Source organism: Methylobacterium thuringiense (genome assembly GCF_022179645.1).
Classification (GTDB): Bacteria; Pseudomonadota; Alphaproteobacteria; order Rhizobiales; family Beijerinckiaceae; genus Methylobacterium; species Methylobacterium thuringiense.
Genome location: NZ_BPRA01000010.1, coordinates 1 through 11,053 on the forward strand (window position 1 = coordinate 1; position 11,053 = coordinate 11,053).

General features: G+C 71.0%; 11 protein-coding genes and 1 other annotated feature (1 of these 12 cut by a window edge). Of the genes, 3 read left to right on the forward strand and 8 right to left on the reverse strand.

What is annotated here, in order from left to right; translation table 11 throughout:
* Both MFF07_RS11645 and MFF07_RS11650 read left to right on the forward strand, forming a co-directional pair.
* The coding region (locus MFF07_RS11645) for a Hint domain-containing protein (protein WP_238231990.1) at window positions 1-762 on the forward strand (762 nt) is incomplete at its 5' end.
* A complete protein-coding gene (locus tag MFF07_RS11650; RefSeq protein WP_238231993.1) occupies window positions 762-1,967 on the forward strand; it encodes a glycosyltransferase in 1,206 nt (401 codons plus the stop codon). The genes MFF07_RS11645 and MFF07_RS11650, both read left to right, overlap by 1 nt.
* Before the next feature lie 331 nt (window positions 1,968-2,298).
* Here the strand turns inward: MFF07_RS11650 and MFF07_RS11655 are convergent, their stop codons facing one another.
* From MFF07_RS11655 to MFF07_RS11685, 7 genes are all read right to left on the reverse strand, one after another.
* Window positions 2,299-3,537, reverse strand: coding sequence for a cytochrome P450 (locus MFF07_RS11655; RefSeq protein WP_238231994.1), 1,239 nt, complete (start codon window positions 3,535-3,537; stop codon window positions 2,299-2,301).
* An 11-nt stretch (window positions 3,538-3,548) separates the two neighbouring features.
* Window positions 3,549-4,841 carry an NAD(P)/FAD-dependent oxidoreductase gene (locus tag MFF07_RS11660; RefSeq protein WP_238231996.1) on the reverse strand — a complete coding sequence of 431 codons (1,293 nt, stop codon included), beginning with the start codon at window positions 4,839-4,841 and terminating at the stop codon, window positions 3,549-3,551.
* Complete coding sequence (locus MFF07_RS11665) at window positions 4,838-5,071, reverse strand: ferredoxin (protein ID WP_373322324.1); 234 nt, start codon at window positions 5,069-5,071, stop codon at window positions 4,838-4,840. The genes MFF07_RS11660 and MFF07_RS11665 overlap by 4 nt, the downstream gene beginning before the upstream one ends.
* A 34-nt stretch (window positions 5,072-5,105) precedes the next feature.
* On the reverse strand, window positions 5,106-5,273 hold the full coding sequence (locus MFF07_RS11670) for a hypothetical protein (protein ID WP_187272610.1): 168 nt from the start codon (window positions 5,271-5,273) through the stop codon (window positions 5,106-5,108).
* The gene (locus MFF07_RS11675) at window positions 5,270-6,637 is read right to left on the reverse strand and encodes a glycosyltransferase (protein WP_238231998.1); all 1,368 of its coding nucleotides are present in this window, start codon (window positions 6,635-6,637) and stop codon (window positions 5,270-5,272) included. The genes MFF07_RS11670 and MFF07_RS11675 overlap by 4 nt, the downstream gene beginning before the upstream one ends.
* Before the next feature lie 102 nt (window positions 6,638-6,739).
* Window positions 6,740-7,006 carry a hypothetical protein gene (locus MFF07_RS11680; RefSeq protein WP_147818358.1) on the reverse strand — a complete coding sequence of 89 codons (267 nt, stop codon included), beginning with the start codon at window positions 7,004-7,006 and terminating at the stop codon, window positions 6,740-6,742.
* 69 nt (window positions 7,007-7,075) lie between these two features.
* Window positions 7,076-8,338 carry an MFS transporter gene (locus MFF07_RS11685; RefSeq protein WP_238231999.1) on the reverse strand — a complete coding sequence of 421 codons (1,263 nt, stop codon included), beginning with the start codon at window positions 8,336-8,338 and terminating at the stop codon, window positions 7,076-7,078.
* 267 nt (window positions 8,339-8,605) lie between these two features.
* Between MFF07_RS11685 and MFF07_RS11690 the strand changes: the two genes are divergently transcribed.
* A complete protein-coding gene (locus MFF07_RS11690) occupies window positions 8,606-9,457 on the forward strand; it encodes an FkbM family methyltransferase (RefSeq protein ID WP_238232001.1) in 852 nt (283 codons plus the stop codon).
* 50 nt (window positions 9,458-9,507) lie between these two features.
* Here MFF07_RS11690 and MFF07_RS11695 read toward each other — a convergent pair whose 3' ends face one another.
* A complete protein-coding gene (locus MFF07_RS11695) occupies window positions 9,508-10,986 on the reverse strand; it encodes a SulP family inorganic anion transporter (protein WP_147818355.1) in 1,479 nt (492 codons plus the stop codon).
* 65 nt (window positions 10,987-11,051) lie between these two features.
* Window positions 11,052-11,053 (reverse strand) — a sequence feature (sul1 is cis-regulatory element that is thought to sense ions involved in sulfur or methionine metabolism; They are found in Alphaproteobacteria); it runs 54 nt beyond the window's last position.

Consider the following 11,053-nt stretch of genomic DNA (forward strand, 5'->3'; position numbering starts at 1 on the left):
GTTTTGTCACCGCCCTACACACATCAGGACGTCGAGACGGTGACCTACTGGCACGTCCAGCTCGACAGCCACGACATCCTGATCGCCAACGGCCAGCCGGCCGAGAGCTATCTCGACATGGGCAACCGCTCCTTCTTCGCGGACGGCGACGTGGTCGCACTCGACGCGACGCCCGATGCCGACGCCGCCGCACGCACGCATGCCGATTTCTGCCGCCCGTTCCACGCCGGAGGCGCGCTGGTCGACGCCGTGCGCGGACAGGTCCAGGCTCGCGCCGAACGTCTCGGCTGGCGGCACGACGACGCCCCGTGGGCGGACATGCACCTGATGGTGGACGGCGAACGGATCGACGCCGACACGCACGGCCTCGGCGCCCGCTTCGTGCTGCCGGCCTCGGCGAGGAACGTCTGGCTGATCTCGCAGACCAGCGTGCCGTGCGAAGTCTCGAGCAATCCGGATCCGCGCCGTCTGGGCCTCTGCATCCAGGGCATCACGATCGACGACGGCGTCGGCGAGAAGCGTTCCGTCGCACTCGACGATCCCCTGCTCTGCCTCGGCTTCCACGACTGCGAGGAGGGCGTGCGGCGCTGGACGGCGGGGCGGTCCCGGCTTCCGGCGGCCCTGTTCGACGGCTGCCGTGGCACGGTGTTCCTGCGCATCGAACTCGTGCGCCATGCCTTGCCGCGCTGGGTCGCGCCCGAGGCGGCCGTCGCCGTCGAGACCATGCGTGGCGCTCCGCTCCTGAGCCTGGTCGCCGCCTAATGGCGGCCGCCCTCGAGGCCGACGCCTCGGGGGCGGCGCCGCGTGGTACGGTCACCGGCATGAGACGAGCGATGCTCCAAGGTAGCCCCGTCCCAATCGGCCAGGACAAGGCGCGCCCCGTACCGAAGGTACTGTACTGGCGCGAGACGACGGACGCGCAGCCGTTCGAGACCGGCATCCAGCGCGTCACCCGCCGTCTCGCCGACGGGCTCGTCCGGCGCGGCTTCGACCTGGCGGCGACAGGCTGGGATCCGGTGCGCCGGCTGTTGCGCGTATGCGAGACCGCGGCAGGCCCGGGAGCGGAATGGCTGCTGCTCCCCGAGATCCCGATGTCGATGCTGGGCGAGGGACCGGATCCGATCCAGCTCGCCCACGCGCACGGGCTGCGTGCTGCCGCGATCGTTCATGACCTCATCCCCATCCGGCTGGCGCAGCTCTACGGGCCGCTCGAACGGGCCGTGTACCGGCGCTACTTCCGCATGTTCGCCGGCGCCGACCTTGTCTTCGCGACGACCGGTCTCGTGGCCGGGCACCTGCGCGCATATCTGGAGGCGGAGGGCCTGAGGGTTCCGCCGATCGCGGTGGTGCCGCTGCCGGGCCAGTTCGCGGATCGGCCGCGGGTGCGGGAAATCTCCCCGCCGCGTCGGCCGGACGAGCCGCTTCGGCTGCTGACCGTCGCGACCTGGGAACCGCGCAAGAACCTGCCGCGGCTGCTGCGCGCGGTGCGGCTGGCACAGGACCGGAGCGGGCAGGCGATTCACCTGACCCTGATCGGACGCCGCACCGGATACGCCGACCACGACGCCGAGATCGAAGCGCTGCTCGCCGTCACGCCGGGAGCCACGGCACAAGGCCGCATCGGGGATGGCCGGCTGGCCGGGCTGTATGATGCCCACCACGCGAGCGTGTACCCGTCCTGCGAAGAGGGGTTCGGGATGCCCGTCCTGGAAAGCCTCTGGCTGGGGCGGCCCTGCCTCTGCCATGCGGGCTCGGCGATGGCGGAGGTGGCGCCGGGCGGCGGCACGCTCATGACGGACATGGACGGCGACGACGGCGTCGCCGCGGGCCTGATACGGCTGGCCACCGAACCGGCCATGCTCGAACGCCTCACGGCGGAAGCGGTCGCACGCCCGCTGCGGACCTGGGACGACTACGCCGCGGACGTGGCGGAACGGCTGCGGCAAGGGATCTCCGACGGCCCGTGAGGGGCCGCGAACCGGAACGAGCCGTGCGAACCGGCCCGTTCCGGTCTCGACGGGTCAAACCACCCGGTGCGAGGGCGGCTTCGGCGGCGGGGCGGGAAGCTCGACGAGTTCGCCCGTGAGCGGATTCAGGATCACCACATCAGCCTCCTGTGGTTGGCTGCGAGGCGGCATGGCGCGCCCCAAACCGGGCGAAAGCTTGTCCGTGCGCGTTGTCCACAGGGTGGACGGCCGGATCGCCCGCTCCCGTCGTCGCGGGCGCGGCACACGAGGACTGGGGCAAGGGCGGGAGGGGCCGGCGCCGCGCTGGAGGTTCGGCGGACCGGCCGTCGAATCAGGCGATGCGCTCGAGCCCGATCCCGAGCTTTTCCGGGCCACGCAGGGAGGCGCCCGGCCGATAGGGCGGCGGGTCTTGCAGCAGGCGCGGGGCGACGAAGCGGCGCACGAGGGCGTTCAGCGCGATCTCGGTCTCGATCCGGGCGAGCGGCGCGCCGAGGCAGTAATGCAGGCCGCCGCCGAAGCCGAAATGCTGGTTGTCCTCGCGATCGGGGTCGAAGCGGTCCGGATCGGCGAAGCGGGCCGGGTCGCGGTTGCCGGCGGCGAAGAGCAGGATGACGGGAGCTCCCGCCGGTATGGTGGTGCCGGCGATGTCGATGTCGCCGAGCGCCTTGCGGGTCCGGAAATGCACAGGCGGCTCGTAGCGCAGCAGCTCCTCGATGAGACGCGGGGCGCGCTCGGGATCCCGGCGCAGCCTGTCCAGCTCCTCGGGATGCCGGATCAGCGTCAGCATGCCGTTGGTGATGAGGTTCACCGTGGTCTCGTGGCCGGCGACCAGGAGCAGGATCGCCGAGGCGATCAGATCGAAATCGCCCATGGCGGGCTTGCCGGGCTCGGGGTTGGCGAGGCCGCTGAGCATGTCGTCGGCGGGGTTCTTGCGTTTCTCCTTGATCAGGCCGCGCATGTAGTCGGAGATCGCGTCGAAGGCGGTGGCGGTGGCGTGGCGCGCCTCCTCGTCGCCGCGGGAATCCGGCTCCAGGGCCGTGGCGAGCACCGTCGCCCATTTCTGGAACTGCTCCTCGTCCTCCTCCGGCACGCCAAGCAGCCGGCAGATCACCATCACCGGGAGCGGATAGGAAAAGTCCTCGACGAGGCAGATCTCGTCACGGCCCTGAAGCTTGTCGATCAGGTCCTCGACGATTCCTTCGACCTCGCGGTGGACGCCGCGGACTCGGGGGATCGTGAACTGCTCCATGACGATGGCGCGAAGCGTATCGTGATCCGGTGGATCGCGAAAAATCAGCGGCCGGTGCGCGTTGACGACGCGGTTCTTGATCGGGTTGACGATCCAGTCCTTGAACGGGTTGCCGGTGGGCGGCCGCTGCGAGGGCGGCAGGTCTTCCGAGCTCAGGCGCGGATCGAAGATCAGGCCCCGGATCGCCGCGTGGGTGCTCACCACGTAGCTGCCGTCGCCCTGGCGCGACACGGGCGTCTCCCGGAGGCGCGCATAGAGCGGGTAGGGGTCTGCCCGGTTGGCCGGGTCCGTGACCTCGGCGAAGAGCGTGTCGTGCGACATGGCGGGGTGTCTCAACGCGAACGGGGCTGGGGAAAATCCGGAACCCCGAAATCCTTGATCGACTGGTCGGTGGCGCCGAGGATCGGCGGGAAGGCGACGCCGGCCTCGATGCGCTCGGCATAGGCCGGCAGCCAGCGGGCCTGGTCGAAGGAGATCGCGGCGATCGTACGCCCCTCGCGCCCGTAGACGGCGAGGAAGCGGCGCGAGGCCCGCGAGCCCTGCATCACGGCCACCGTGTCGGCACCGTCCGCGAGGCCGACGCCCTTGATGTTGATGCCGAACTGGCTCGACCAGAAGGCGGGCAGGTGCCGGTATTCCTGCTGGTCGTCCTCGGCCGCCAGCATGTTGCGGGCGGCGTGGCCCGCCTGCGCGACGGCGTTGCCCCAGTGCTCGAAGGCCGCGAGCCGGCCGACATGGAGCGGGTTCGGGGTGCGCGCGACGTCGCCGGCCGCGTAGATGCCGGGGGCAGGCTGCCCGTCCGCGTCGAGCGCCCGGCAGGCGACGTCGCAGGTCAGGCCGCCTTCGTCCGCCATCAGGCCGGCCTCGGCCAGCCAGCCGGTGTCGCGGGTCGCGCCGAGTGCCACGATCACGCAATCCGTCTCGATCGCCGCGCCTTGCTTCAGCCGCGCCCGGCAGACCCGGCCGGCGGCATCGGCCTCGAACGCGTCGACATGGGTGCCGGGCCGGAAGTCGACGCCGGCCGTGTCGAGGCAGGAGACGATGACGCCCCCGATCCGGCTGCCGAGGATGCGCGCGAGCGGTGTCGGGTTCGGATCGGCGAGGGTGACGGCGAGGCCGAGATCGCGGCAGCAAGAGGCCGCCTCGCAGCCGATCAGGCCGGCGCCGACGATGAGCACGCGCTTCGGCCCGGCGGCGAGGGCGGCGCGCAGGGCCGCGGCGTCGTCCCGGCTGCGCAGGGTGTGGATGCCGGAGGGCAGCGGGCCGGTCTTTTCCGTGACCGGCCAGGACCGCGCCCGGGCGCCGGTGGCGATCAGCAGTTTTTCGTAGGGCAGCGCGCTGCCATCCGCGAGGCGCAGCATGCGTGCGGCCCGGTCGAGTCCGACCGCCGGCTGGCCGAGCCGCCAGGTCGCGTCGAGATCGACGAGGTGGGGCAAGGCGGTGGCGTCGGGGCGCAGCTCACCGGCGAGCACGTGCTTGGAAAGCGGTGGCCGGTCGTAGGGCTGGTAGGGCTCGTCGCCGACGAGGGTGAGCGGGCCGGCATAGCCGCCGCGCCGCAGGGCTTCCGCCCCGCGCAGTCCCGCGAGCGAGGCGCCGACCACGACGACGCCGCGATCCGCGCTCACGCCTTCGCTCCCGTATCGAAGCTGATCGCCCGGACCGGGCAGGCCTGGGCCGCCCGCGCGATCTCGGCCTGCTTTTCGGAGGGCGGGGTGGGGTCGTAGAACAGGATCTCGTGGCCGCGCATCTCGAACTGCTCGGGCGCGGCGTAGCAGCACTGGGCGTAGCCCTGGCAGCGGTTGAGATCGACCACGACCCGCAGGGGGCGGGCTCCGGTCTCGTGAGGTTCGGTCATCGAAGGCCTGGATCGGGACGGGACGGACAGAGGATCACAGGCCCAGATAAGGGCCGCCCTGCTCGCCGGGATGCGGCATGAGGTGCGGGATCGAGCGCAGCGGTGTGCCAGTGGCGAGCGACAGCACAAGGGCCGCGGCGCCGGAGACCAGGCGGGCCGGGACGCTGGCGGGAGACGCGATGCGGATCGGGATCGAGGTCATGACGCTCTCCTGTGCCGTGCCGGCGAGCCGGCATCGTTGGATGGTACCGCGCGCAACGGTGCGGATGGAGCGGGACGGCTCCTGTCGGAGCGCGGCCCGGCCCGGGTGAGATCGTCCAGTGCGGACAGGATTTCGTGCCGTGCGTCGCGGCCCGCGAGGGCGTCCGACAGCATTGCGGCACGCTTCCTGAACCGGGGATCGGCGAGCACGGTTCCGGTCGCCCCGCGCAGGGCAGCCGCGCTCGGCGTGTTGGTCGCGAGGTTCAGGCCGGCGCCGGACCAGCCGACGCGGGCGTTGATCTCGGCCTTGTCCTCGGTGAGGCCGGCCGAGACGATCGGCACGCCGGCCGCCAGGGCCATCGAGACGCTGCCATAGCCGCCATTGGTGACGAACAGGTCGACCTTCGGCAGCAGCGCGTCGAAGGGCAGGAAGGGCGCGACCCGGGCGTTGGCCGGGATCGGCACCCCGATCTCCTCCACCGGCCGCCCTCCCGTGGTGGCGATCACCAGAAGGTCGTCACGCTCGGCGAGCGCCTGGAGCGCCGGCTCCAGCAGCTCCGAAAGGTCGTGGTTGGCGAGCGTCCCCTGCGTCACCAGCACCACCCGCCTGCCGCCGTCGAGCTCGGGCCACCAGTCGGGGCGGGGTTGGCCGGACGGAGGGGCGCTCGACAGCATCCCGACGAAGCGGAGGCCCGGCGGCAAGGTGCCGTAGTCGTACTCGAATTCCGGCACGGTCGGCTGCAGGAAGGCGTCCGGCAGCACGGCGATGGAGTGGGGCAGGGAGGCCGGCAGCGGCGGCAGGCCCATGCGGGCGAGAACGGCGTCGGTGTAGGCGCGCACCGGGTTCACGAAGGCGGCGTCCATGCCGGCGCCGAGGACGGCGTAATGCGCGCGCTCGGCCTCCGTCTTCGCCGGCGGCAGGCCCATGCCGACGGGCGCCCTGTCGGGCCGGTCGAGGAACAGGAAACTCACGTTGACGGTGACGATCGGCGGGCGCGGGCGCTCGGCATCGACCAGCAGCGGCAGCACGCCGAGGAACATGCTGCCGGCGACGACGACGTCCGGGCGTTCGCGGGCGATCAGCGCGCGCAGGGCTTCGGCCTGCACCGGCATCGGATCGATGAAGCGTCGCTCGAACTCGCGGCGGTAGCGCTCGGGCCCGGCGGGCAGGCTCGTCTCACGGAATTCCGAAGCGCCATCGTCGGGATAGGACGCGAAGCGCAGGCCCGCGCCCTCCACCTTCATCGCGAAGGCGGCGGAGGTCGTGACGAGAACGTCGTCGCCGCGCTCGGCCAGCAGGCGGCCGATGGCGAGGAGCGGGTTGATGTGCCCCATGAGGGGCGTGGCGGCGATCAGGACCTTCATCGCGCTTGTCCTTGGGCTGCGGCGGGGCGTTACCCTGGAGATCGTGTCCCGCAACCTGAGGGTTACCCCGTGCGCCGCTCGTGTGTGCGGTGCCGCACGAAACTACATCAGGTCCTTGGGCGGGACGCCGGGCGGCTCCTTCATCGCGTCGAAGGGGACCACGGCCATGAGGTGGCCGTCGCTCATCTTCACGACGTTGAACTGCTTCCCCGTGGCCTTGTCGGTGGCGACCGCGACCATGAGTTCCTTCGGCGCGAACGGCGTCACCGCAAAATCATGGCCCCAGGCGCCGACGAGACCCGAGAGGGAGGCGAACGCCGTCCCCGTGCCGGCCAGGAACCCCGCCAGCAGAATCGATCCCTTCAGCATCGCAGAGCTCCCATCGCAGGCGGCCGCATCGCAGCCGCTGCGAAATCTTCGCCCTGCCGGATCGGCCGGTTACGCGCGCCGCATCGCCCGGCCGAGCAGCAGCGTCAGGAGGCCGGCCGCGATCATGATCGCGGCGATGGCCGCGAGCGCGAGATCGAAGCGGCCGGTGGCGTTCTTGATCCAGCCGATGAGGTAGGGACCGATGAAGCCGCCGAGCCCGCCGACGGCGTTGATCAGCGCGATACCCCCGGCGGCGGCGCTGCCGGTGAGGAGCGCGGTGGGCAGGGTCCAGAAGGTCGGAAGCGCGCAGAAGACGCCGAGCGTCGCAAGGCTCAGCAGCGCCATCGCCGCGACCGGCGCATCGGTCTGTCCGGACAGGGCCAGCGCCAGCCCGCCGAGGATCGCCGGGATCGCGACGTGCCCAATACGCTCCTGCCGCCGGTCGGAGCGGCGCGTCCAGGCGATCATGCCGGCGGCCGCGACCACGTAGGGAACCGCCGCGACGAAGCCGGTCTGGAGCGTGGTCAGCCCAAACCCCTTCACGATCTGCGGCAGCCACAGGCCGATGCCGTAGAGGCCGGCGCTGAGCCCGAGATAGACCAGGGCGAGCCCCAGCACCTGGGGATGCACCAGCGCCTGCCTCAGCCCGATTTTTTCGCGCGCCGTCGCCTTCCGGTCGCGTTCGATCTCCCGGGCGAGTTCGTCGCGCTCGGCGGGTGTCAGCCACGCCGCCGCCTCTGGCCGGTCGGTGAGGACGAAGAGCACTGCGATCCCGAGGAGCAGGCTCGGGGCCGCCTCCAGCAGGTAGAGCCATTGCCAGCCGGCGAGACCGTGCGCCCCATCGGCGGCGGCCATGATCCAGGCCGAGAGCGGCGAGCCGATCGCCGCCGAGACCGGCACCGCCATCATGAAGGTGCCGACGATGCCGGCGCGGCGCTCGGAGGGGTACCAGTAGGTCAGGTACAGGATGATGCCGGGAAAGAACCCGGCCTCGGCCAGCCCCAGCAGGAACCGCACCAGGAAGAACGAGCGCTCGCCCACGACGAAGGCGGTGGAGGCCGAGACCAGCGACCACGAGATCATGATCCGCGCGATCCAGGCCCGGGCGCCGACCTTTTCGAGGACCACGTTGCTCGGCACCTCGAACAGGAAATAGCCGAGGAAGAACACGCCGGCCCCGAACCCGTACACCGTCGGCGATAGGCCGAGGTCGCGGTTCATGGTGAGCGCCGCGAAGCCCACGTTCACCCGGTCGAGATAGGCGACGAAGTAGCAGAGCATCAGGAACGGCAGCAGCCGCCAGGACACCTTGCGCATCAGGGCATCGGTCATCGGATGGTTCGTTGCTTCGCGCGCGGCGGGACTGCCCGGGGGTGCCATAGCCCGAAAATGCCGGCGGGGCGTGCCGGAGCGCTTTCCGGCGAAACGCTGCCGGTTCGTCGAAGGACGGCCCGGCAGCCCGGGAACCGCCGGACCGATGCGATCGGATCGGATACGCATCGAGCCGGAAAAGTGTTTACCGAGCCGCCGCCCCATTTTGGGTCGGCGCGTGCCGCCATGTCCCGCCCTGCCCGAACCGATCAGCAAGCGTGCAGCGCCATGACAACCGACCATCGAGCCCCCGCCGACAGCGGCGAGGCGCCGCTCCGGCTCCCGAACGGCGAACGCGTCCTCGTCGCCGGCACGTCGAGCGATCTCAGTGTGTTCGGTCCGCTGAAGGTGCTCGACGGCGACTGGGAGCCTCATCTGCGCGCCTGCTTCGCCCGGCTGGTGCGGCGCGATTGGACCTGCCTCGACATCGGCGCGAATATCGGCGCGCACACCCTCGGCCTCGCCTCGCTGGCCGGTTCGGTGATCGCCTTCGAGGCGGCCGACCGCAATGCCGCGCATCTGCGGTTCAACGTCGATCGCTCCGCCGATGCCGGCCGCGTCAAGGTCGCCAACCTCGCCCTATGGGACGCGCCGGCATGGCTGAGCATGGCCGCGGCCGAGGAGGTCGAGGGCTGCACTTTCGTGGCGAGCGGGGACGCGGCCGACAGCCTGACGCGGCTGCGTGCCAACATCCCGTCCGTGGCCGAGCGCGAACTGAACCTGACCCTCGACGCGGTCGAGGCCATGCGGCTCGACGACTGGCTCGACGTGCATCCGGTCCGCCGCCTCGACCTGATCAAGCTCGACGTCGAAGGCTCCGAGCGCCGCGTTCTGAGGGGCGCGCGCCGCACGCTCGACTGGTTCCGGCCGATCCTGATCACGGAATACAATCCCGGCTGCGCGACGCGGTATTTCGGCGAGCCCGCGGACGCCTATTTCCACGATCTCCGTGTGCTGTTCTCCAGCATCCGGCTCATCGAACAGGACGGCACGCCGTCGGAGCCGATCGCGGATTGGGAGACGCTGGCCGCCCGGCTCTCGGCCGGCAAGGGCTGGGAAGACCTGTTGTGCGAGCACTGACCGGGGCGCCTGTCCGACGCTGAGGCGCGTCCTCCACATGCCCGCGGCACTCAATGCACCGCGAGCGATGCCCCCGGCTTGTCGTGCGTGCCGTGGCGCTCGACCAGCGTCGCGCTGGCCGCGTTGAGGCCGACGACCTCCACCTCGTGCCCGCGGGCGCGGGCCTTGAGGACGACGCTGTCGAGGGCGGCGACGGCCGAGATGTCCCAGAAATGCGCGGCGTGCACGTCGATGACGAGGCGCTCCACCGGCTCCAGCACGTCGACGGCGTCGGCGAAGGTGCGGGCGGAGGCGAAGAAGACCTGTCCGGTGACCCGGTAGGTCCGCACACGCCCGTCCGGCGAGAGATCGGACGTCACCCGGTTCAGGCGCGAGACCTTGCCGGCAAAGAACACCCCCGAGAGCAGCACGCCGACGAGCACGCCCAGCGCCAGGTCGCGGGTGGCGACGACCATCGCCACGGTGGCGAGCATCACGGCGGACGAGGGCAGGGGGTTGGTGCGGAGCGCCGCGAGCGAGCGCCAGGAGAAGGTGTTGAGCGAGACCATGATCATCACCGCCGTCAGCGCCGCCACCGGCACCACGGCGAGCAGGTCCTGCAGCGCCACGAGCAGCACCAGCAGGAAGCTGCCCGCCACCAGCGTCGAGAGCCGGCCGCGGGCGCCCGAGGAGACGTTGATCACGGACTGGCCGATCATGGCGCAGCCGCCCATGCCGCCGAACAGGGCCGAGGCGATGTTGGCGACGCCCTGGCCGGCGCATTCGCGGTTCTTGGAACTGCCGGTGTCGGTCATGTCGTCGACGATCTGCGCGGTGAGCAGGCTCTCCAACAGGCCGACGGCGGCGAGCGTCGCGGCGTAGGGCAGGAGGATGTGCAGCGTCTCGAAGGTGAGCGGCACCTGCGGCAGACTGAGGCTCGGCAGGGTCGAGGGCAGGGCGCCGAGATGCGCGACGGTGCGCACGTCGAGGTGGAACGCGGCGGTGACCGCCGTCAGCACCGCGATGGCGACGAGGGGCGAGGGCACGGCGCGGGTGAGGCGCGGCAAGCCGTAGATGATGGCGAGGCCGAGCGCGATTAGCCCGTATGTCGCCGTCGGCACGCCGATCAGCTCAGGCAACTGCGCCAAAAAAATCAGGATCGCCAGGGCGTTGACGAAGCCCGTCATCACCGATTGCGAGACGAAGCGCATCAGCCGGCCGAGCTTGAGCAGGCCGGCGAGGATCTGGATCAGCCCCATCAGGATCGTGGCGGCGAAGAGGTATTGGACGCCGTGGTCGCGCACGAGATCGACCATCACCACGGCGGTGGCCGCGGTGGCGGCCGAGATCATGGCCGGGCGCCCGCCGGCGAAGGCGATGACGATCGCGATCACCACGGAGGCGTAGAGCCCGACCTTCGGATCCACGCCGGCGATCACCGAGAAGCCGATGGCCTCGGGGATCAGCGCCAGGGCGACGACGAGGCCGGACAGGGTGTCCCCGCGCAAGTTCGAGACCCACGCGCGGGCGTATGTTTGGAACGATGTCATGAGGGAAATCCGCAGGAGACCGGCGGCCGCGCCGTGTCGGCGCGCTCCGGAAAAGGTCTCGAATGCG

Coding starts and splice junctions, on each gene's coding strand:
- MFF07_RS11650 (WP_238231993.1), top strand. CDS start 762: ATGGCGGCCGCCCTCGAGGCCGACGCCTCGGGGGCGGCGCCGCGTGGT.
- MFF07_RS11655 (WP_238231994.1), bottom strand. CDS start 3,537: ATGTCGCACGACACGCTCTTCGCCGAGGTCACGGACCCGGCCAACCGG.
- MFF07_RS11665 (WP_373322324.1), bottom strand. CDS start 5,071: ATGACCGAACCTCACGAGACCGGAGCCCGCCCCCTGCGGGTCGTGGTC.
- MFF07_RS11670 (WP_187272610.1), bottom strand. CDS start 5,273: ATGACCTCGATCCCGATCCGCATCGCGTCTCCCGCCAGCGTCCCGGCC.
- MFF07_RS11675 (WP_238231998.1), bottom strand. CDS start 6,637: ATGAAGGTCCTGATCGCCGCCACGCCCCTCATGGGGCACATCAACCCG.
- MFF07_RS11680 (WP_147818358.1), bottom strand. CDS start 7,006: ATGCTGAAGGGATCGATTCTGCTGGCGGGGTTCCTGGCCGGCACGGGG.
- MFF07_RS11685 (WP_238231999.1), bottom strand. CDS start 8,338: ATGACCGATGCCCTGATGCGCAAGGTGTCCTGGCGGCTGCTGCCGTTC.
- MFF07_RS11690 (WP_238232001.1), top strand. CDS start 8,606: ATGACAACCGACCATCGAGCCCCCGCCGACAGCGGCGAGGCGCCGCTC.
- MFF07_RS11695 (WP_147818355.1), bottom strand. CDS start 10,986: ATGACATCGTTCCAAACATACGCCCGCGCGTGGGTCTCGAACTTGCGC.